Genomic DNA, 21,548 nt, shown 5'->3' with positions numbered 1-21,548 from the left:
GTCTTGTCTCCTCAGAAGCTGGTCTTGAAGCTGAAGGCCAGCAGACCGCGGTCCTTGTACAGCGCGCCGTTGGCCACCGTCAAAGCACCGGTGGCCGGGTTGGTGCGGTAGCGGCCGAAGAAGTCGCTGTAGGTCAGGCCGAAGGTGTAGCGCTGCAGGTAGTCGAGCTGGGCGCCGATGCTGTAGTTGCCGGCGTCCTGGTTGCCGCCCGACAAGGTGGCGGCGTTGCCCTTCAGACCATAGCCCAGGAACAGCGGCAGCGACAGGTCGCCGCCGGGTATCACCTGCAGGATCTTCGGTGCGAACAGCAGCGAGATGCCGGTGTAGTTCTTGGTCACGCAGGAGAAGCCCGCGTTGGCCACGTTGCAGCCGGGAAAGCCTTCGGCCTTGAACTGGTTGCCGGGGTTGGACTTCAGCTTGTCCCAGCGGCTGAACACCAGTTCGGCCACTGCCGTGAAGGGCACGCTGGCACCCAGGTTGCCCAGCACCGTGCCATTGATGAAGGCGTGGTACGAATCGCCGCGCGGCCCGGCATTGGTAGCGGCATCGATGCCGCTGTTGTTGACGAAGGCTGTGTTCATGCGCTTGGAGACTTCGGCCGCCACCGCCACGCCACCCAGGTTCTTGTTCAGGCCCAGGCCGACCAACTCGGTGCCTTGGGCGAAGACCAGCCGGTAGAAGCCGGCTGCCGGGTTCAGCTGCGGCGCCGAGAAGGGCTGGCGTTCGTCGAACTTGCGGTAGTACACGCCGATGGTGCCGTCCACCCACTCGGGCGACCACTTCAGGTTCAGGCCCCAGTTGCCGCGCTTGCGTTCGGGCACCAGCGGTGCTGCGCGCGCGGCCGCCGGTGCTGCCGGCGAGTACGAGAACCGGTCCGGCCCTTCGAACAGGAAATCGGCCGCGCCGTAGTAGGTGCCGCCTTCGGGCAGGCGGTTGGGCTTCCAGTCCAGGAAGTACTGGCCGGCCAGCGCCAGCGTGTCGGTGAACTGGATCTGGCCCGACACCTGATTCAGCGGCAGCACGGTTTCCTTGGCCTCGATGCCGGGGCTGCCGAGCTGCTTGCGCGTGTCGGTGGGCATCTGCGAGTAGGCCACGCTGTGGTTGGCGTTGAAGGCCACATCGCCCCAGAAGATCGAGTGCTTGCCGAGCTTGACGCGCACGGGCATGCCGCCGACATCGAAGTTGCCGAAGACGAAGGCATCCAGGAACTCGCCCGAGGGCCCGTTGTAGAAGCGCTTGGTCGACGACGAGTAGGTGTTGCCGGTATAGCTGCCGCGCCCCTGCAGCCCGGCGCCGCTGGCCACGCTGTGGTCGTGATAGCCGTGGTCGTACCAGGCCGCGGCAGTGATCCGCAAGCCCATGCGGCGCTGGTACACCAGGTCCAGCTCGGTCAGCAGATCGACGCGGTTGTTGACCACGTCGCCACGGCCGAACTTGTTGTCCGATTCGTCGGTGGTGGCGTTGGTGCCGATGGCTGGATCGATCTTCTCGGCGCGCACCGAGATGTTGTAGCGCACGGTGTTGTCCCAGCGCAGCGAAAGCTCGGGGATGCCGGTGTCGATCTCAATCGCCATGGCCGCGTGCGCGCTGCACAGTGCCGCGGCAGCTGCAGCCAGGCGGCAGCGTGGACCAAGGCGGGCCGGCAGGGGCTGCAGGTCGTTGGGGGGGGTGCTCACTGTCTCGCTCCGGTGGTTGCTGGGGGTATGCCTGGGGTGCGATGCGGCCTGCCGCGGCTCGTCACGTCAGCGCTTTTGATCTCTCACATAGTTATCTAGGTTAGCGTTGTGAGTCGGCTGCGTCCACGAGGGTTTTTCCGAGGGTTGCAACCACGCGGGGGCGGGGAGTGATGTCGGGACAGGCCGCGGTCGCCATCGCGACCCTTCAGCGGGCTACGCTCGATCGGGAGGTCCGAGGACGGCTCAAAGCAGTCCCGCTGACGAACTCGACCAACACGGTGCAGTCAGCCGTTGTGACTTCGCCGCAAGCCGCGTTCGTACGCGGTGCAGCCGGCGAGCCCCGTCGGCCCTCACGGTGTGCCGTGCGGTCGCGGGCTACTCAATCCAAGGCCGTCGGCAGGCTTGGATCCGGACATGGGGTAGACGAACAACGCCAGCAAGCCGATCGGCTCTGCTGTGCGCGCGATGGCCGCTTACTTTGAGTCATGGGAGGGCGCGTGTCGGCCATGAGGCGGCCGCCGAGTGATCGACAAGCGAAGCAACGCCGTTTCTGGTGCCAAGGGCGCTCAGGAGCGGCTTTTTGCCCCACCGGGCTGCCGTGAGTGCGCGTCTGAACACGCTTCAGTGGCCGGTTGTCCCGCGCACGATACGGCCCGTCCCACGGTCTCAGTCCGCCATCGAATACGGTCCACCGCGCTCCAGCGCGCGCCGGTAGGCCGGCCTTTGCTGGAAGCGGCGCACCCAGGCGTCCATCGCCGGGTAGCGGGTACGCAGGCCGCGTGCGGCTTCGCCGACGAAGCTCATTTGCACATCGGCGCCGGTCAGCGCATCGCCCACCAGCCAGTCGCGGCCCTGCAGCGATCGTTCGACGAAGCCCAGGTGGTTGGCCAGCTCGCTCTCGATGCGCGGCTGCAGCGGCGCACCGGCCTCGCCCAGCCGCGAGACATAGAGCTTCAACAGCAGCGGCAGCATCGCCGAACCTTCGGCGTAGTGCAGCCATTGCTGATAGGCCTCGAACTCAGGCGAATCGACCGGCGGCCGCAGGCTCTCGCCCCCATGGCGGCGGATCAGGTAGTCGACGATGGCGCCGGATTCGATCAGCGTCAGGCCATCGGCCTCGACCACCGGCGACTTGCCCAGCGGATGCACTGCCTGCAGCGAAGGTGGCGCCAGTCGCGTCACGGCATCGCGCGTGTAGTGGCGGATCTCGTAGGGCACGCCCAACTCTTCCAGCAACCACAGCACACGCTGCGAGCGTGACTCGTTGAGGTGATGAACGACGATCATGGCGGGCCTGTTCTGCGCAGTGGTGATGGCCGGATTGTGGAGGACCGCGCGGGCGCGTCTCACAGCGTGAACTGCAGCAAGACGCCGAAGAGGTCGACCCGGTAGTTGGCGGGCCCCGCGTCCAGGTAGACGCGGTTGCCGACCACGATGCCGGGGTCCAGCCCGCTGTAGTGCCAGTCGCTGATGCGCACGATCTCGTGGCGGTAGAACAGCCGCAGCGCGATGGTTCGCGACATCGGCAGGCGCAGCCCTGCGTCGAGGGCGCGCCACGCGTAGGTGATGTCGGCGAAGCCGTCCGCCGCCTGCGCCGCGAAGGCGGGGCTCTGCAGCGCATTCACCGAGGCATAGGCGTAGCCCAGCGGCGAGCGGGAAGACACCTGGGTGTACTGCAACTCGAGCTTCGGTCTGCCGAAGTCGTGGCGCAGCCCCAGCCCGAACGAGCTGCTGCGGTCCTGCGACGCCGCGCTCCAGGCCAACTCGGCGGGATAGATGCTGCCGGGCGCGCCGAAGGCGTTCGAGCACCTGGGCGGCAGGCCCAGGCAGCCGGCTGCGCCGGCGCTGCCGAGGTCGGCTGCGCCGGACTGCTGCATCTTGGACCACTGCCGCGAGTAGTAGGCGTTGACGGCGGTCACAGGGGTCGGCAAGTAGCCGGCGTCGAGGTTCAGCGCGTGCTGCGCCTGCACGCCGGTGCGCCCGAAGTCGGCCGGGTACTTGTTGGTCTTGGACTGCAGCGTGACGCCGAGGTCCACGTCGGCACGGGGCAGGTGGTTGAGCCGCACTCGCAGCACCTGCTGCCGGCGGTCCGCGAGATCGAACTTGCGCAGCTCTTCCAGGTTGTGCAGGCGATCGAGCAGGTTGGCCGTCGTCACGGTGTAGGCGGGCAGGGACTCGGTGTAGAAGGCCCGGTACGGGTTGCTGAGGTAGTCGCTGCCGCGCCGGTTGGCCTGTTCGTAGGACAGGCGCACCGTGAGTGACTCAAAACCACGATCGGTGTAGCCGAGCCGGAGGCGGTCTTCCCAGGTCCGTTCGCGCTCGCGATGGTCGCGGCGGGTGTTCTCCCGCTCCAGTTCCGCGGACAGCACCGCCCGGCGGCGGACCTGGTATTCGCCGCCCAGCTTGAGATTGTCTTGCGCGCCCGCGAAGGGGATGCTGCGGTAGTGGACGTTGTTGGTGTTGCTGAAGATGCGGCTGGCGTTGGTGTCCTGGATGATGTAGCCGTACTGCTCTGTCTGCGGGTTGAACGCCGTGTAGCGCGTGCCGTTGCGCGTCTCGCGGTGGCGCAGCGTGCTGCGCACGGTGAGCCCGCGTGCCGGCGCGAGCGAGAGCCCGAGGTCGACCAGCCGGGTGTCGATGCGCGCATCGGCATGCGCCTGGCTCAGCGCGGCGGTGGTGTTCCAGAGGTCGAAGTTGCCGTTGAAGCCGGTGCCGAACGGCGCCCCGATGCCGCTGGTGACGGTGGGCGGGATCAGGCGCTCGTTCTGCCGCATGGCGCCGAGCTCGACGGTGGCGGTGAAGCGGCCGCGCCACAGCGCCGGCAGTGCGCGTGCGTATTCCAGCTTTGCGTTGTAGGCCTCGTTGTCCGGCACCAGGTCGGCGCGCCCGCCGAGGATGCGCAGTGCGCCCACCGGGTGCTGGAACGGGTTCTCCCAGCGCAAGCTGTCGATGCTGTTGCGAAACAGCGAGGCCGACAGCGCCAGGTTGAAGTGGCTGGTGTCGTCGGCGAACTGCAGGCCGGCGTGCAGGTCGTGGGTCCGGTAGTCGACGGGCTCGACGGTTTCGCCGTTGCCCTCGTTGCCGCCGAAGGCGCGCGCCCCCTGGCGGCGCTCGATCGCATAACTGGACAAGAAGGTCCAGCCTTCGCCGAGCCGCAGTTCGATGCGCGCAGCCCCGGTGCGACGCGTCACGCCGAGTTCGGTGTCGGCGGTCTGCTGAATCAGGCGCTGCACAGCCGCCGCGTTGGTGGCGTTGTTCGTGCTGGCGCCGCCGGCGGCGACGCCGCTAGCCAGTGGCAGCGTCAGCGTGCCGGTGCCGACGCCCTGCCAGATCGGCCTGGCGCTGGTGGAATAAATGTGCGGCGTCTCGTTGAAGCTCAGGCTGATGCGGTAGTCGTTGTAGCGGCCGACCTTCAGGCCGTAGAACTGGTCGCGCCTGCCGGCGCTGCCGCCGACGATCTCGATGAAGCGCGCCTGGTCCGGTTTCAGCGCCTGGGCATCGAAGCGCTGGAGGGAGAACCCCTTGTCGATATCGCGATAGCGGCGAAACAGCGCGTTGCGCTGGTGGGCGTCACCGAGCAGCACGCCGGCCTCGGCGAAGCCGTAGAGCTCCCATCCCGATGCCGTGCGCTGCGGCTCGCGCAGGAGGTAGGGCGGTTCGTAGAGCTGGCCGCTGGGCGTGCGCGATGCCGGCAGCCGGTAGGGGCTGAGGCCGGCGGGGTCCCGGTCGCCGGCGCCGATGACCGGTACCGGATTCATCGGGTCGGCGGCCACGCCGGGCCAGGCTGCGCTGGATTGCGCCAGGGCGGGTGTGCTCGCGCAGCACGCGCCGGCGGCGACGCAGCCCAGCCTCAGGATCGCGTCACGGATGGGCATGCTGGATCTCCGCTGCCGCTTTGGTGGGCTCAGCGCAGGAACCGGACGCCCGCGGGGTGGTTGCTGCCATGGATCTGCGCGTGGCAGGTCTGGCAGCCGCGGGCCATCAGCCGCTCGCTCGGGTCGGCGCCGCCGGGCTGGTTCGTTGCCGTCAGCAGCTTGTTCTGGTGCGTGCGGTTGGTGTGGCACTGCTGGCACAGGAACGGCCGCGGCGCCACCAGCAGCGCCTCGTGGTTCGAGCCATGCGCTTCATGGCAGTTCATGCAGTTCTCGCGCACCGGCGCGTGCTCCCATATGAACGGGCCGCGCTTCTCGGCATGGCAGGCGGTGCACAAGTCGTTCACCGCGTTCGCCTTCAGCATCGGGCGGGTCGGTGAGCCATGCGGGTTGTGGCAGCTCTCGCAGGACATCTTGCCTTCCGGCAGCGGCATGTGGGAGCGTTTGCGGAACTCGGCGCGCTGCTGCTGGTGGCAGCCGTAGCAGGTCTCGGAGATGCCGGCCTTCTTCAGCAGCCCGCCGGCGGAGAACCGCGCCATCGGGTTGTGGCAGTCGCTGCACCCGAGTTGGCTGGCGGCATGCACCGAGTCCGGCCAGTAGATGCGCTGGCGTCCCTGGTGGCAGCCCAGGCACTGCGCGTTCTGGGTGTCGACCGGCGTGCCCCACGTGCGTGTAAACCCGATGAGCGCGCTGCGGTCGACCGCATTGGCGACATGCCGCGAACCGGGGCCGTGGCAGGCCTCGCAGACCAGGCGCTCACGCTCGTTGCGCGGGTTCTGCCGGAATGCCCTGGCGTGCACCGTGTGGCCGAAGTGATTGTTCTCCGAGGCATGGCAGCGCAGGCACACCGCTTCGCCGACGTCGCTGGCGGTGGCCGGTGCCGGTGATGGCTGTGCCGCCACAGGCCCGAGGAGCAGCGCGCACAGCAAGCCCAGCACGCAGCGCAATACCCACGAGCCACGCGGCTGCGTCGCAGCGGCGCTTGCGCCGCTGCGCGCTGTGGAGCAGTGCTGCATGGCCGCGCCTGCGCGCCGTGGCGATGGCCGCTCAGCGGAACGGCGTGGCGGCCGTCAGCGTGAAGCCATCGCCACCCACATATGTCAACTCGGCAGAGAAGGAGGCCGTGGTGGCGTGCCCTGGCACCAGGACCACCGGAAGCATCAGCTTGCCTCCGGCAAACGAGGGCAGTACCAGGGTGGCGGAATTCTCCAGCAGCTGGGCGCGCATCTCGCCGCCGGAGGCGAGCGTGCTGTGGAGGTTGAAATACCACTGGCCGGCCAGCAGGTCCACTTCCTGCGCGGCCGTCAGCGTCACGGTGCCGGTCACCTTGCCGGCGTTGCCGGTGGGCGTCGTGGGCAGCCCGATCTGGACCCCCGCATTGGTGCCCAGCGGGGCCGGTCCGTGGAAGTGCGCCGCCGTGGCCGTCGACCCGGGGTGGAGCTGGTAGACGATGCTGTAGAGCAGGACCTTGGTGGTCGAGTCATACAAGGCCGTGACACTGCCGGTGCCGGTGGAGGCGGGCACAGTCTGCTCCTGCGTGGGTGTCAGGGGCAGACCGACGTAGGCATAGATCTCGGCCCAGGCGCCGGCGGGCAGCGCCAGGGCGGCGGCGGTCAGGATACTGCTGGCAAGCTTCTTCATAGTGGTCAGGCTCCGTGATGGCGAGCGCCGGTGTGTGCGCCCGTGCTGCTAACGATCGACGGAGCGGGTCTATTCCGTACCCCCCTAACTGATGCCGGCAGGCATTGGGTCTCGATGGGGCGCGAACGGCCTGTGTGGGGTGGCGCACGGACAAGGTGGATTCATGCGCGTAAACACGGCGACTCCACAACCTGCGAAAGCCCTGACTTGTCCAATGCCATTGCTGCCCACAAGCACCGAACCCGGCTTCATGTCCTGCGAGATCGCCTGAAGCGCGCCCTGCGTGACCAGAAGCGGGGACTGGCGGGTGCCACCGAGCGCGTCGCCGCCCATCGCGCGAAGCGTCTGGAGTACCGCACCGCCAACGCGTAGGCCTGCGTTCGCCGCGACCCGCCCCTGACCTGATCTCGATCGGCACGAAGGGCCGGTCAGCGGTCTTCGAGGTAGCGCGCGGCCAGCGCGGCGCGGGCCGACGGCCCCAAGCCCAGCCGTTGCGACAAATAGCGCTCAATGCCCCCGTGGTCAGCCTCGATCGCGTCGATCGCCGCCTGCAGAAAACCTTCTTGCACGCTCCACAGCACCTTCATCACCTCGGCCGGCGTCTCGCTGGGCGGCAGCGGCGGGTGGCGGTAGACGGTGTTGGTCAGCAGAAAGTCCTGCAGGACCACGTCGTGCGGCACGCCCAGCGCCCACAGCACCAGCGCTGCGGCGACGCCGGTGCGGTCCTTGCCGGCGGTGCAGTGAAAGACCACCGGCGCATCGGCCTGCAACAGGTGCGAGAACAGCTCGGCAAACCGTTCGGCGCGGTCGTTCACCAGCCCGCGGTACAAGTCCTTCATCAGCCCGGCGACGGTGGCCGCCGACAGCGACTGGCCGGCGGCCACGATGTCCTGCATGCGCTGCGTGACCGTCGGCTCGATCGCCAGCGGGTGCTGCACCAAGCCGGCGATGTCATACGGCGTGGCCGCACGCTCGGCCTCGCCGCGGAAGTCGAAGCTGCGCGCCACGCCCAGCGCGGCCAGCGTGGCGCGGTCGGCCTCGGTCAGGCTGGCCAGGTGGTCGGAGCGGAACAGCCGGCGCCAGCGCAGCGGCCGGCCGTCATGGCCGGGGTAGCCGCCGAGGTCGCGGAAGTTGGTGGCGCCTTGCAGCGGGAGGACGCGGGGCAGGGGGGTGAGCATGGCTGGATTGTCGCGTGCCTCGGACCGCAGTCGTCCTCTCTGGTCCGCCGGGCAGCCGACTTGCCTGCCTGCTTCGGCGGCGACGTTTTTTGCGAGGCCCCAAGGATTTGACTCACCCAGCGGGCGTCACATAGGCTCGGCTACTTGACGCAATCGGAGTTGACCCATGTCGCCACCTGATGGCTCACGCAAGGACGCTTCCCGCGCCGCCGATACGCTTGGTCAACAGGCGGTGGAGCGCGCCATCCTGGAAGCCGGCGCGGCGCTGAAGCTGAACGACGAAAGCCTGGGTCGCGTTTGTGCCGCCGCTCGCAGCGAGGCCCGGCTGCGGCATCCGGCCATCGCCGTGCCCAGCGCGGGCGGCGACGATGCGCCCGACTCTTTCGAGTTCGGCAAGGTGCACGCCCCGTCGCCGGGGAAGTTCGATCCGCGCGTGGTCCAGATGCGGCTGTCCCCGTTCATCGCCAGCGCCTGCGGCGCGGTGGGCTCGGCGCTGGGCGCCGTGCCTGTGCTTGGCTGGGCCATGATCGCCGTGTCCGCAGCGATCGCACTGCGCGACTTCTGGAAGAGAAAGGTCACGTTCGACGGAGTGCACGGCCAATTGCTGTTCGAGATGTACCGCAGCACCGACAGCGGGAAGTCGCACGAGATTCCCGTCGATCACCTGTTCGCCAACGTCAACGCGTCGCGTGTCAACGTCAAGGAACCGCCGCTGCATCGCGTCGACTTCGACCTCGCACTCAACCTGTTGCTCAGCAACGGCATCCTGAGTCTGAAGGCTGCGCAGGGCACGCTCGAGTGGACCGAGATGGCCATCGAGGTCGGCCCTTGAGCCGCCGCCCCTTTTGAGTGCTAGGGGCCCCGGCTCGGGACCACCTGTTGCTGCACCCTGAGGCGGCCACGCAGCAAGCCATCGCGTGCAAACCGCGCCTCCGCCAACACGCGCCTGGCGGGCCCGTCCAGGCCGCCATCGATCACCGGCCCCAGCCATTGACCGAGCAGCGGATGGGTATGACCTGCGGCAGCCAGCGGGCGCTGCAGAGCGTCGTTCGCGGCCCAGTGCCGAAGCGGCGCGTCGAGAAGGGCGCCCGTGCCCGCACCGGGCATCGCGGCACGCATCATCGCATCGGCGCGAAACCACAGCGGCGGGTGTGTGCTGAGCGGTTCAGGCGTCTCGCTGAAGACCTGCATGGCATGAAAGATGATCGGCACCAGCGCTGCGCCGAGCAACGCTGACGCGGTGGCCGACAACATGCCCGCCTGGAGGCCGGTACTGGCGTCCCGCTCGTGGGCCTCGCCGAAGAGCCTTGCCGCAGCGAAACCGTCGGCTTCGATCTCGAGGGCACGCCGTGCTTCGTCGGTCAGCCCCCCGGCCTTGGGGGGGGCTGCGCCGTCCCTGATCCGCAGTTCCTCGATCATGCGGTAGCGCTGCTTGCGCGCACCCAGCTCAAGGTGCCCGAGGCACACGTGCCCCAGCTCATGCAGCAGCAGGAAACGCAGGGCATTCCAGACGGTGCGCTCGAAGGCCTGCCGGCGCGGGCCGGCCAGGCCGAGCAGGCCAGGCGCGAGCCACCCCGGTGTGGGCACCTCGTCGACCACCTTCGGCAAGGGACGGTCAGAGCGGGCCATCGCAGAAACGAACTCCATGCCACGCGGCACGGCCAGAGCGTCACTCGGCGGTGGCATCAGCGTGCCGATTGGCTCGATCTCGGGCAGGAACTTCGGGTTGCTCCACAGAGCCGCCGCCAGTTCGAACACCGCGCGTGCACTTCCCTCGTCGATGGTCGCTCGCCGCAGGCGTCCTTCACGCACGGCGCGCCCGTTGACGCGCGGGCTCGGGTCCAGGCCCAGCACGAGCACATCCCCGCTGGCCAGGCGGGCGAGCACCTCGTGCCCTTCGATGTGCCAGATGAGATCAGCCGGCAGCAGATGGCGAAGTGCCAGCGCCGCCGCTTGCGCGGGCGCCGACCGGGCAGCTTGCGCGGTGGTCACGACATCGATGCCGTGTCGCTCGCGCAAGCCGCGCAGCAAGTCCAGCGCAGCTTGCAGCTCCGCGGGAGCGGCCATCACTTGCCGCCGATGGCGGGGATGTCGGCAATGAACGCCTTCGCCTTGGCCGGGTTGAAGGCCAGCGACGCGATCTGCGGGCGCACGTCGCCCAGGGTCACGATGCGGTCCCGGCTGGGGTTGAAGTCCGCATCGGCATCGACCAGACGAAAACGCTCGACCAGGAACTCCCGCTTGAGGGCTGTCGCCTGCGACTGCAGCGCGATCGCCAGGCCCGCGGTCGGCGCCGAGCTGGCAATCACCTCGTCGGCGCCGCGAACGCCCGGCGGCGCCAGATTGCCGATGCCCATGACGATCGGGCTCGCGAACAGGGTTTCGCTCGCGAGCCGGCCGACCTTCTTCGTGAACAGCGCCTTGATCGCGTCCAGGTAGGCGTTGGTGGCCTCGCGGGCGTCCTTGCGCAAATCCGAGATCTGGGTCGCTCCGGACGCCAACAGCGTCTTCAAGGCGCCCAGGTAGGCCAGCTTCATCTGCCCCACCTTCGTCGATGGATCGAGGAAGGGTCGGAACAGGTCCCCGTCGTCGAAAGGCAGGCCGTCGGGAATCTGGATCAGCGGGAAGTCCTCGAGCTGGCCGCGCTGGACCTCGCGCGTGGCGAGCAGTTCGTCGAATGCCATGCCGATGGTGGTGTCGACGGCGACGCCCTGTGTGTCTTCCTCGGTCAGGGTGAGCCCGAAGTTGTAGTGATAGGCCTGGTTGGCGATGGCCATCATTTCCGCAAGGCGCGACCGATCGCCCTGCACGACGTCGCTCACCGCGACCTCGAACTTGTGCCGCGCATTGCCTTCGCGCGGACGCAGCTCGGCAAAGCGGTCGGCGATGTACTTGAGCTGGTCTTCGGTGATCAGCCGCAAGCCCAGGTTGTGTGTCGGCCGTCCGAAGATGCCGTCGATCAGCTTGGCGAAGCCGAAGGACATGTCGAATCGCGGCCAGCTGCGGTTGTTGCCGTTGTGGAACACGCCTTGGGCGATCGTCTTGTAGAGCGGGCGCAACGCGGCCCACTCCGCCGAAGCGACCAGGTCCTGAAACGAGGTGCTGCCGCTGCGCGCCATCTTTTCGGGCATCTCGTACAGGGCCACCGGGTCGCCTTCGCGCGTGAGAAGGCGGATGAAGTTGGTGGCCATCATCACGCGCAGCAGGCTGTCGTCGTCACGCAAGTATTTGCGGGCCACCGGGTGGTTGATGAGGTAGCCGTCGTTGAGATACATGCCGCCACCGAAGAGCACGTTCTTGGCGATCATCTTGTTGAAGAACGCCTCGCCCAGGTATTCGTCGGAGTAGCGCAGCATGACGTCGTCGAGCAGGCCCGAGTAGGTGCGAAGCAGGCCGGCGTCGGGCGAGCTGGATTCAAGGGGCGGCGGGGGGCGGTCGGGGCCTTGTTCGGGGCGGCTTCTTGCCCGCGCCGGTTCGCCTGTAGTTGCCGGCGGCGATGGGCGCCCGGGCAGTTCGCGGCCGTGAGCCAGGGCCCTCCTGGCGCCTGCCGCCTTGCGGGCCCGCATTCCTTGCGCCGCCATGGGATCTTCCCCTCGTGTGTGCTGCGATTCTGAACGATTGTCCTCAGCTGTGGCGTCGCGCCAGCCCGTCCCGGGCGCGGCGCGCAAACCAGCGGTCGGGCGCACCCGGGGCGGCGCGAAATCCTGAGGCAATAGTGCGCTCTCCGCTTGTTGCACGCATGACTTCTCGGGTAGATTCAGCGATAGTCCTGTGTTACCTTTTGCGAGCGTTCGCACTGCCCGTAGCGAACGGAATATTCCACCGGACCGAAGCAACATTGAGGAAACCATGAACAGCGTTCACCAAAAACTCGCCCGCGTCCGCAAGCCTCGGGTCCACATCACTTACGACGTCGAAACCGAAGGCGCGGCCATCGTGCGCGAACTGCCATTCGTCGTCGGTGTGATGGGTGACTACGCCGGCGACCCGACCGAGCCGATCAAGCCGATGGCCGAACGCAAGTTCGTGCAGATCGACCGCGACAACTTCAACGACGTGATGGCCCGCATCGCCCCCGGCCTGAACCTGAAGGTCGACAACACGCTGGCCGGCGACGACAGCCAGATGGCGGTCAACCTGAAGTTCAAGTCGATGGACGACTTCGACCCGGCCAAGGTGGCCGACCAGGTGCCCGCGCTGAAGGCGATGCTGGAAACCCGCGCCCGTCTGCGCGACCTTGTCAGCAAGGCCGATCTGTCGCAGGAACTCGAGGGCCTGCTCGAGGACGTGCTGCAAGACAAATCGAAGCTCGACGCGCTGTCGGCTCAACTCGGCATGAAGAAGACGGAAGGCTGATCCCATGAGTGCAACGGAATCCCAAGGCGCGGCCGGCGCGTCAACAGTCACCACCACCACCGAAGGCGGCCTGAGCCTGCTCGACCAGGTGCTCGGCGCCACCAAGCAGACCGAACGCGACCGCGCCGAAGAACTGATTCGCGCGCTGACCGAAGAGGCCTTGAAGGGCACGGTCACCTTCAACCGCAACCTGGTCGTCACCTTCGATCGTGCGATCGCCGAGATCGACCGCAAGGTCAGCGAGCAGCTCAACAAGATCCTGCACCACGAGCGCTTCCTCAAGCTCGAAGGCAGCTGGCGCGGGCTCAACTACCTCGTGATGAACAGCGAGACCGGCACGAGCCTGAAGATCCGGATGCTGCAGCTGTCCAAGAAGGAGATGGGCAAGGATCTGCAGAAGGCCGTCGAGTTCGACCAGAGCCAGCTGTTCAAGAAGATCTACGAGAACGAATTCGGCACGCCAGGCGGCGAACCCTATGGCGCGCTGATCGGCGACTACGAATGGACGGCGCACCCGGAAGACGTGGAAACGCTGCGGCTGGTGTCCAACGTGGCCGCTGGCGCGTTTGCGCCCTTCATCTCGGGCGTCGGGGCCGGCATGTTCGGCTTCAAGGACTGGAGCGAACTGTCCAAGCCGCGCGACCTGGCCAAGATCTTCGAGACCACCGAGTACACCAAGTGGCGCGGCTTCCGCGAGACCGAAGACTCGCGTTTCGTCTCGCTGGTCATGCCGCGCGTCATTGCGCGCGTGCCCTATGGCGCGGCCACCAAGCCGATCGACGAGTTCAACTACGAAGAAGCGCCGACCAACGCCGATGGCTCCGCCAAGGCGATGGATCACGACCACTATTGCTGGATGAACGCGGCCTACGTGATGGGCACGCGCCTGACCGATGCCTTTGCGCAGTACGGCTTCTGCACGGCGATTCGCGGTGCCGAGGGTGGCGGCAAGGTCACCGATCTCCCGACCCACACCTTCACCTCGGACGACGGTGATGGCGACGCCAAGTGCCCGACGGAAATCGGCATCACCGACCGGCGCGAGGCCGAGTTGTCGAACCTCGGCTTCCTGCCCTTGTGCCACTACAAGAACACCGACTACGCGGTGTTCTTCGGTGCGCAATCGACCCAGTCGCCGAAGAAGTACGACCGGCCCGATGCCACGGCCAATGCCGCGATCTCGGCACGCCTGCCGTACATCATGGCCACTAGCCGCTTTGCGCACTTCCTGAAGGTGATGGCCCGCGACAAGATCGGTTCCTTCATGGAATCGACCGATTGCGAAACCTGGCTCAACCGCTGGATTCAGAACTACGTGAATCCGATGGAAGGTGCCGGCCAGGAAGCCCGTGCCAAGTACCCGCTGCGGGAGGCCAAGATCGAGGTCAAGGAAATCCCGGGCCGGCCGGGTTCCTACAACGCGGTGGCCTACCTGCGCCCATGGCTGCAGATGGAAGAGCTGACCACGTCGATGCGCATGGTGGCGCGTATCCCGCAGAAGTCCTGATCCGGGCGGCCGTTCGCGATGCCCGAAACGCCGAGCGAAACGCTTCGGGAAGCTGTCTTCGCGGGGCGTTTCGTGGGGCGTGCCGAGAAGGCCGCGGACGTGGCCACGCTGGTCGCCTCAGCCGACTCCGGTACGCATCTGGCCCTGTGGTTCGGGCCCGTCTGGCTGGCTTGGCTGCGCGAGCAGCCTGAGCCGGGCGGGGTGCTGCGGGCGGCCCTGGACAGGGACATCGCAACGCTGGATGCGATGATCTCCCGGCAACTCGACGCCGTGCTGCACCATCCCCGGCTTCGCCGCCTCGAGGGCTCGTGGCGCGGGCTGCATTGGCTGGTCGAGCGCCTGCCCGCCAGCGGCGGGCGCACGCGCGTGAAGATGTTGCACGCACGCTGGGCCGAGGTGTGCCGCGACATCGAGCGTGCGATCGAATTCGATCAGAGCCACCTGTTCCGCAAGATCCACGAAGAAGAGTTCGGCATGGCCGGTGGCGAGCCGTTCGGGCTCATTGCCGGCGACTACGAGGTGTGGCATCGCCTCGGACCCAGCCATCCCACCGACGACATCGGCGCCTTGACGGGCCTGGCCAGCATTGCCGCAGCCTCCTTCTCGCCGATGATCCTGGGCGCCGCGCCCGAACTGCTGGGCGTGGACAGCTTCGCCGAGATCTCGCCCAGCTTCGACCCCGCCGGCGTGCTGCAAGGCCTGGAGCACCAGCGCTGGCGTCAGTCCACCGCACAGGAAGACCTGCGCTTCATCGGCATCGTGCTGCCGCGCGTGCTCGGCCGTGCGCCCTGGGTCGACGACGGCAGCCGGGTCGACCGCTTTCGCTACCGCAGCCATTCGCCCGGCCCGGCCCAGCGCGTCTGGACCAGCCCGGTCTACGGCTTCGCGGCGGTGACCGTCCGGGCCTTCGAGCGCTACTCCTGGCCTGCCGAAGTGCGTGGCGCCGACATCTCCGACGAAGCGAACGGCGGCGTGCTCGACGACCTGCCCTTCGAGCGCTTCTACTCCGACCTCGCGCACGAGGCGCCGGCCAGGGCGCCGCTGGAAGTGGCCTTCACCGACGGCCAGGAGAACCAGCTCAGCGACGCGGGTCTGATCCCGCTGTCGGCGCTGGACGGCCTGCCCGAGGCCTGTTTCGGCGCGCTGCCGTCGCTGCACCGGCCGCCGCGCATGTCCACGGCGATAGCGCAGGCGAACCAGCGCATCTCCGCCCAGCTCAACACGCTGCTGTGCGTCAGCCGTTTTGCGCATTGCGTCAAGCTGATGGGGCGGGACATGACCGGCAGCTTCATGGATCCCAACGATGTGGAAAGCCACCTGCAGAAGTGGCTGAACCGCTTCATCAGCGGCGGCGGCCTCAGCAGTGCCGAGGTGACGGCGCGTTATCCCTTGCAGGAAGCCCGCGTCGAGGTGCGTGAACGGCGCGGCCGCCCCGGCGTGTATAACTGCACCGTGCACCTGAAGCCGCATCACCAACTCGACGAGATCGGCGCGTCATTTCGCCTCGTGACCGAGTTCGCGCAACGCAACGCAAGCACTTAATCCAAGGATCATTCGATGACCACAGCAGGTGATGCCCTCCGTGCCGGCGATATCGCCGGAGCCCTTGCCGCCGCCACCGCCGCTGTCAAAGCAGCGCCGACCGACGCCGACGCGCGTTGGCTGATGGCAGAGGTGTTGCTGCTCACCGGCGAAGCCGAGCGCGCCGACCGCATGCTCGACGCCGCCGCGCTGCATGAGCCCAATCCCGCCGTGCTGGAGTTCCGCAAGCTGTTGCGCGCCGAGGTGTTGCGCATGCAGGTGCTGCGCGACGGCAGGGCGCCGAAGTACCAGGGCGACGATGCCACGCCGGCACAGCAGGCGGCGCTGCGCGCGCGCATGCTGCTGAGGCTGGGCGACGCGGCCGGCGCCAACGAGGCCGCGGCCGAGATCGAGGCCTTGCGCACGCCCGCGCCGGGCCGCCTGGAAGCCGCTGATGGCAGCAGCGTGCCCTTCGACGACCTGCGCGACGCGGATGACCTGTTCGCGGCGGAGTTTGAAGTGCTGACCACCGCGGGCGACCACCTGCTGGTGCCGGTGAGCCGTGTGCGTTCGCTGGAGTTCGATGCGCCCCGGCGCACGCGTGACCTGGTCTGGCGCCGCTGCGCGATCGACCTCAAGGACGGCACCGAGGGCGTGGTCTACCTGCCGGCGCTGTACCTGGGCGCGGCGCCGGAGACCGACCACGCGCTGCTGCTCGGCCGGGTCACTGAATGGACCGATCCGGCCGATGGCCCCGTGCGCGGCCGAGGCCAGCGCATGCTGCTGGTGGGCGAGGAGGTGGTTCCGTTCACCTCGCTGAAGACCGTGGTGTTCGATTGAACCAGGCACGGACGGGGCCACCGGGCGCGCGCAAGGGTCCCCCCCGAGCCCAGCTGCCGCTGCTCGACCGCCTGCTGGACGCCGACCCCGACGCCCAGGAAGCGCCGACGCCGACGGCCGCCGAGGCGCTGGAACGGCTGCACCTGGCGGTGCGCCGCGACCTCGAGTCATTGCTGAACGCACGCCGGCGCCGCCGGCCATTGCCGGAACTGTTGTCGGAGCTCACGAGTTCGGTCGTCAACTACGGCATTCCCGATCCGGCCTCGGGCGCCTACGCGGTCCCTGAACTTCGCATGGCCCTGGCGCGCGAGGTGGAGGCCACCATCCGGCGCTTCGAGCCGCGGCTGAGCAAGGTGACGGTGTCGGTCATCGGCCAGGAAGATGACCTCGGCGGCACGCTGCGCCTGAAGGTCGACGCCGTCTTGCGCGCCGACCCGGTGCCCGAGCCGGTGAGCTTCGAGACCTTGCTCGAGCCGGTAACCCGTGACGTGACCGTCCGCGAGACATGAACCCTGACCTGGCCTGTTGACCATGGCTGACGCACTGCTGCCGTACTACGACCGCGAACTGGCTGCGATACGCAAGCTGGCGGGTGAGTTCGCCACGGCGAATCCGAAGGTCGCGGGCCGCCTGCGGATCACCGCCGACGCGGTCGACGATCCACATGTCGAACGCCTGCTGGAGGGTGTTGCGTTCCTGGCGGCGCGCGTCCAGCACCGGCTCGACGACGATTCGCCCGAGTTGTCCGATGCGCTGCTGGAGCTGCTGTGCCCGCATCTGCTGGCGCCGGTGCCTTCGCTCACCACGGTGCAGCTGCGCGCCAAGCCGGAGGCCACCGGCCCGTCCCGCGTGGCCCGCGGCACGCCTTTGCTAACACAACCAGTACGCGGCGAGGCCCTGCAGTACCAGACCTGCCACGAGACGGTGTTGTGGCCGGTCGCGATCGACAAGGCCAGACTGGCCGGCTTGCCCTTGCCGGCCCCGCCGAATCCCCACGCGCCGCGCGCGGCCGCCGTGCTGCGGCTGAGCCTGGTGACGACGGTGCCCGGCCTCGGCTTCATCGACCTGGGGCTGGACCGGCTGCGCCTGCACTTGCGCGGCACCGGCCCGACGGCGACGCAGTTGCTTGAGCTGCTGTGCACCTCGACATTGTCGATCGCGCTGGCCGACGGGCCGGCCGACCCGCGCCCCACCTTCCTGCCGCGCGAGGCCCTGGCCCAGGTCGGCTTCGAATCGCACGAGGCCGCGCTGCCGTGGCCGCAGCGGGCGTTTTCGGGTCATCGCCTGCTGACCGAGTACTTCGCGTTTCCAGAGAAGTTTCTGTACATCGAACTCTCCGGGCTCGAGGCACGCAGCATGGTGCACCCCGGCAGCGCGCTCGAGGTCTACATCTACCTGTCGCGCACCAGCGGCGATCTGGAGCGTAGCGTCAGCGAGGACAACTTCGTGCTCGGTGCCACGCCGGTCGTCAACCTCTTCGATCATCCGGCCGAGCCGGTGGCGATGGACGGCACGCAATCGGAATGGCTGGTGGTGCCCGACGCGCGGCGCCCGGCCGCGCTCGAGGTCTATGCCGTGGAGGGTGTGCGCTTCAGTCGCCCCGATGCGCCGCAGCCGCGCAAGGTGCCGCACTTCCAGCGCCTGAAGCATGAAGAAGGCGCGGAGGAAGACGCTGACGGCCTGAGCTGGCTCGCTTCGCGCCGGGCCGCACCGGCCATCCTGGGCGGCACGGAGACGCGCTTGATGCTGCGTGATCCGCAGTTCGATCCGGCGTTGCCCGCCGATGGTGTGCTCAGCATCGACACGCTGTGCTGCAACCGCGACCTGCCGTCGCTGCTGCCCTTCGGCGGCGGCCAGCCGACGATGCGCATCACCGACCCGGCAGCGCCGGCCGGTGGCGTCGAGTGTCTGGCACCGCCCACGGCCACGCTGCGGCCCCAGCTGCGTGAACGCAGCGGGTGGCGGCTGGTGTCGCACCTGGCGCTCAACCACCTGGGCGTGACAGGCGGCCCGCAGGCGGCGATGGCGCTGCGCGAAATGCTTCGGCTGCACGACCTGCGTGACACGCCGGAAACACGGCTGGCGCTCGACGGCATCGTGTCGGTCAACGCAACGCCGGGCGTGGCGCGCCTGCCCGATGCCCGCCCCGGCAGCTTCGCGCGGGGCATCGACCTGGCACTGACCTTCGAGCCGCAGGCCTGGACCGCGGGCGGCCTGTACTTGCTGGCGGGCGTGCTCGAACGCTTCTTTGCGCTGCAGGTGTCGATCAACGGCTTTGTCAGGACCTCGGTCTATCTGCGGGGGCGCAGCGGCAGCGTCGCCACCTGGCCGGCCCGCAGCGGCACGCGGGTGCTGTTGTGAGCGAGGCGTCCGACCCGCCGCCAAAGCCCGCGTCAAAGCCGGGGCCGAACCGCGCGATGAGCCCGATGGAGCGCTTGCGGCTTGAACCCGCACGCTTCACGCTCGACCAGGCGGCCGCGGTCGTGGCGCCTGGCAAGGACCCGGCGGACATCGCCTTTCGCACCGTCTCGCGGCTCGGCGCGCCGGGGGGCGAGGTGGCCCATGCGCTGCCGCCCGAAGCCGAGCTCGTCACCGAACTGGTGACCCCGACCTTCGGCCTGATCGGCCCCGGCGGTGTGCTGCCGCGGCACTACACCGCCTGGGTCGATGGCGAGTCGCGCAAGCGCTCCACGGCGCTGCATGCGTTCCTGGACCTGATCTCGCGCCGCTTCACCGGGCTGTACGTCAAGGCCGGTGCCAAGTACCGGCCCACGCGCAGCCCCCGGCAGGCGGAACAGGTGCTGGCCGCGGCCATCGGCCTGGGCACGCCGCACCTGAGCAGCGCGTTGGCAACGCCGCTGCAGGCCTTGCTGTACCACGCGGGCGGGCTGTCCTCCCGCGCGCGCAGCGCCGAGCGCCTGCGCGGCATGCTGTCCGAAGAAACGGGCAACGACGTGCGCATCATCGAGTTCGCCGGCGGCTGGCTGCGCTTGCCGCCGGCAGAGCAATCGCGGCTGTCGGCACCGGGCCTGCCGGGCCGCCATGTGCAACTGGGCACCGATGCAGCGGTCGGCCTGCAGTTCTGGGACCCCGCGGCGCGCTTCCTGGTCAACCTGGGCCCACTGTCGCTGTCGGACTTCCGGTCCTTGCTGCCCGGCGCCGCGCTGCACACGCGCCTGGTCGAGCTGACGCGTCTGCAGGTGGGGCTGGAGCAGGACTTCGCTCTCAACCCGGTGCTGGCCGCCGCCGAAGTGCCGCCACTGAAGCTGGGTGCGCCTGGCACAGGCTCGGCGCAGCTGGGCTGGACCAGTTGGCTGACGGCGCCCCGTCCACGACAGCATGCAGCCGGCGATGCGGTATTGCGCCCCATGGCGCCTTCGACTTCAGGGAATGAATCGACATGAGTGAGCAGACCTCCTGGTCTCGTGGTTACCCCGTCAGCGAGAGCTATCCGGCCTCCTGGCATCACTTCCAGTCGCCGGCCCATCTGCGCGTCATTTGCGCGCTGATGGGCGTGGCCTGGGAGGTTGGACCGGAAACGCCGCTGTGCATTGCCGAACTGGGCTGCGGCACCGGCTACACCTCCCACATGCTGGCCGCCGGCAATCCGAATTGGCAGGTGATCGGGCTGGACTACAACCCGGCGCACATCGCCGAGGCGCGCAGCATGGCGGCCGCGGCGGCGATCGACAACCTGCGCTTCATCGAGGCCGACCTGGCTGAACTCGACGACGAAGCACTGGACCGTCTGCCCGAGTTCGATCTCATCACCGTGCACGGCGTCTGGTCGTGGGTCGCCGATCCGGTGCGCGAAGGTGTGCTGCGGCTGTTGCAGCGCCGCCTGAAGCCGGGAGGCCTGGCGCTGGTGAGCTACAACGCGCTGCCCGGTGCGGCCGGCGGCCTGGGTCTGGCGCGCCTGGTTCGTGGGCCGATGCAGGCTGCGGGCGACAGCACGGCAGGCGTGGCGCAGGCCACCAAGCTGGTCGAGCGGCTCGTCGCTGCGCAAGCGCCGCATCTGCAGCAGTCGACGTGGCGCCGCGCGCTGCTGGGCGAGATCAAGGGCGCGCGGCCCGGCTATCTGATGCACGAGTTCCAGACCGAACACTGGCGACCCAGCTTTCACGCCGACGTGGCGACATCGATGGCCACGGCACGCTGCGAATACGTGGGCAGCGCCACCATCGACGAGAACTTTCTTCAGATGTCGCTGTCGCCTGCGCAGCGTGAACTGTGGGAAGAGGCGCCCGACACGGCGACCCGGGAATTGATCTTCGATCTGTGCGTGCCGCGTGCCTTCCGGCGCGACCTGTATGTGCGCGGCTTGCGCCGCGTGTCGCGGGACGCGGCGGTCGATGCGCTGTGGGTCGCAGCGGCCCCGCATGCGATGGGCGAGGTCGTGCTGAAGGCGCAGGCCGGCGATGCCGCGCTGCCGCCGCTGCTGATCGATTCGGTCAGGTCGGCACTGGCCGAGGGGCCGCGCAGCATCGGCGCGCTGCGCGCCTTGCCGGGCTGCGGCAACGCCACGCCGGCCGAACTGATCGCCTTGTTGATCGGCTCGGGTTGTGCCGTGCCCTTGTGGCGTCAGCCTGGCGCCGGCGCGGACTGGGCCGACGCGGTCGCCGCTGCCAGGCGGCTGAACGCCGTGGCTGCCGAGCGGCTGGCCCCGTTCGGCATCGGCACCGGGCAAATGGGCCTGGCCACGCCCGCACTGGGCGGTGGCTTGCCGGTGAGTCCCTTGGGACTGGCCATCGCACGCTTGATGGCCCAATCCGGCGCGGATCGCCAGGGCCGGCAGGATGCACCCGCGCTGGTACGCCGCCTGTTGCCGCCGGGGCCGCCGCCATCGTCCGACGTGATGGCGGAACTCGAGTCGACTGTCGCGCGCTTGCTGGAGGAGTGCGGTCCGGTGTGGCGCGCGATGCACATCGTGTGAGTCAGGCCGTCGCGGAGGAAGGCT

The 21,548-nt window shown here is 68.5% G+C and carries 18 protein-coding genes; 10 read left to right on the top strand and 8 right to left on the bottom strand.

From position 1 onward, the window contains the following. Nucleotides 1-11: 11 nt before the first annotated feature. The 5 genes from VLK61_RS03185 to VLK61_RS03165 all read right to left on the bottom strand — a co-directional run bounded on the left by VLK61_RS03185 (nt 12) and on the right by VLK61_RS03165 (nt 7,189). Complete coding sequence (locus VLK61_RS03185; protein WP_325418218.1) at nt 12-1,676, bottom strand: DUF1302 domain-containing protein; 1,665 nt, start codon at nt 1,674-1,676, stop codon at nt 12-14. Nucleotides 1,677-2,342: 666 nt separating this feature from the next. After that, a complete protein-coding gene (locus tag VLK61_RS03180) occupies nt 2,343-2,963 on the bottom strand; it encodes a glutathione S-transferase family protein (protein ID WP_325418216.1) in 621 nt (206 codons plus the stop codon). A gap of 59 nt (nt 2,964-3,022) precedes the next feature. Beyond that, a complete protein-coding gene (locus tag VLK61_RS03175; protein ID WP_325418214.1) occupies nt 3,023-5,551 on the bottom strand; it encodes an MtrB/PioB family decaheme-associated outer membrane protein in 2,529 nt (842 codons plus the stop codon). Between the two features lie 29 nt (nt 5,552-5,580). Further along, entirely contained in the window at nt 5,581-6,564 is a 984-nt protein-coding gene (locus VLK61_RS03170) for a DmsE family decaheme c-type cytochrome (protein ID WP_325418212.1), read from the bottom strand. A 31-nt stretch (nt 6,565-6,595) separates the two neighbouring features. Next, nucleotides 6,596-7,189, bottom strand: a complete 594-nt coding sequence (locus VLK61_RS03165) for a CHRD domain-containing protein (protein ID WP_325418210.1) — start codon at nt 7,187-7,189, stop codon at nt 6,596-6,598. A gap of 207 nt (nt 7,190-7,396) precedes the next feature. On the opposite strand from VLK61_RS03165, the gene VLK61_RS03160 reads away from it, so the two are divergent. Next, nucleotides 7,397-7,561: a hypothetical protein gene (locus tag VLK61_RS03160; protein WP_325418208.1), complete on the top strand. Its 165-nt coding sequence runs from the start codon at nt 7,397-7,399 to the stop codon at nt 7,559-7,561. 56 nt (nt 7,562-7,617) lie between these two features. Here the strand turns inward: VLK61_RS03160 and VLK61_RS03155 are convergent, their stop codons facing one another. Then, nucleotides 7,618-8,367, bottom strand: coding sequence for a tyrosine-protein phosphatase (locus VLK61_RS03155; RefSeq protein ID WP_325418206.1), 750 nt, complete (start codon nt 8,365-8,367; stop codon nt 7,618-7,620). A gap of 166 nt (nt 8,368-8,533) precedes the next feature. Here VLK61_RS03155 and VLK61_RS03150 point away from each other — a divergent pair, with 166 nt between their 5' ends. Continuing rightward, nucleotides 8,534-9,199 (top strand): hypothetical protein, encoded by a 666-nt coding sequence (locus VLK61_RS03150; RefSeq protein WP_325418204.1) that lies wholly within the window; start codon nt 8,534-8,536, stop codon nt 9,197-9,199. Between the two features lie 20 nt (nt 9,200-9,219). Here VLK61_RS03150 and VLK61_RS03145 read toward each other — a convergent pair whose 3' ends face one another. Continuing rightward, on the bottom strand, nt 9,220-10,434 hold the full coding sequence (locus tag VLK61_RS03145; protein ID WP_325418202.1) for a hypothetical protein: 1,215 nt from the start codon (nt 10,432-10,434) through the stop codon (nt 9,220-9,222). Next, nucleotides 10,434-12,104: a hypothetical protein gene (locus VLK61_RS03140; protein WP_325418200.1), complete on the bottom strand. Its 1,671-nt coding sequence runs from the start codon at nt 12,102-12,104 to the stop codon at nt 10,434-10,436. Before VLK61_RS03140 ends, VLK61_RS03145 begins: the two co-directional genes overlap by 1 nt. A gap of 112 nt (nt 12,105-12,216) precedes the next feature. Between VLK61_RS03140 and tssB the strand changes: the two genes are divergently transcribed. The 8 genes from tssB to VLK61_RS03100 all read left to right on the top strand — a co-directional run bounded on the left by tssB (nt 12,217) and on the right by VLK61_RS03100 (nt 21,524). Beyond that, nucleotides 12,217-12,723 (top strand): type VI secretion system contractile sheath small subunit, encoded by a 507-nt coding sequence (gene tssB, locus VLK61_RS03135; RefSeq protein ID WP_325418198.1) that lies wholly within the window; start codon nt 12,217-12,219, stop codon nt 12,721-12,723. A gap of 4 nt (nt 12,724-12,727) precedes the next feature. Beyond that, the gene (gene tssC / locus VLK61_RS03130) at nt 12,728-14,230 is read left to right on the top strand and encodes a type VI secretion system contractile sheath large subunit (RefSeq protein ID WP_325418196.1); all 1,503 of its coding nucleotides are present in this window, start codon (nt 12,728-12,730) and stop codon (nt 14,228-14,230) included. Between the two features lie 99 nt (nt 14,231-14,329). Continuing rightward, nucleotides 14,330-15,772 (top strand): type VI secretion system contractile sheath large subunit, encoded by a 1,443-nt coding sequence (gene tssC / locus VLK61_RS03125; RefSeq protein ID WP_325418195.1) that lies wholly within the window; start codon nt 14,330-14,332, stop codon nt 15,770-15,772. A 15-nt stretch (nt 15,773-15,787) separates the two neighbouring features. After that, nucleotides 15,788-16,591, top strand: coding sequence for a type VI secretion system accessory protein TagJ (locus VLK61_RS03120; protein ID WP_325418193.1), 804 nt, complete (start codon nt 15,788-15,790; stop codon nt 16,589-16,591). Further along, entirely contained in the window at nt 16,588-17,100 is a 513-nt protein-coding gene (gene tssE, locus VLK61_RS03115; protein ID WP_325418191.1) for a type VI secretion system baseplate subunit TssE, read from the top strand. The genes VLK61_RS03120 and tssE overlap by 4 nt, the downstream gene beginning before the upstream one ends. A gap of 22 nt (nt 17,101-17,122) precedes the next feature. Next, nucleotides 17,123-18,952 carry a type VI secretion system baseplate subunit TssF gene (gene tssF / locus VLK61_RS03110; protein WP_325418189.1) on the top strand — a complete coding sequence of 610 codons (1,830 nt, stop codon included), beginning with the start codon at nt 17,123-17,125 and terminating at the stop codon, nt 18,950-18,952. A gap of 56 nt (nt 18,953-19,008) precedes the next feature. Further along, complete coding sequence (gene tssG, locus VLK61_RS03105; RefSeq protein WP_325418187.1) at nt 19,009-19,995, top strand: type VI secretion system baseplate subunit TssG; 987 nt, start codon at nt 19,009-19,011, stop codon at nt 19,993-19,995. Further along, entirely contained in the window at nt 19,992-21,524 is a 1,533-nt protein-coding gene (locus VLK61_RS03100; protein ID WP_325418185.1) for a class I SAM-dependent methyltransferase, read from the top strand. Before tssG ends, VLK61_RS03100 begins: the two co-directional genes overlap by 4 nt. Nucleotides 21,525-21,548 lie beyond the last annotated feature (24 nt).

Source organism: Aquabacterium sp., from assembly GCF_035476535.1.
Lineage (GTDB): Bacteria > Pseudomonadota > Gammaproteobacteria > Burkholderiales > Burkholderiaceae_C > Pseudaquabacterium.
The sequence above is the reverse complement of the archived record's forward strand: the minus strand, read 5'-3'. Positions and strand labels throughout refer to the sequence as shown.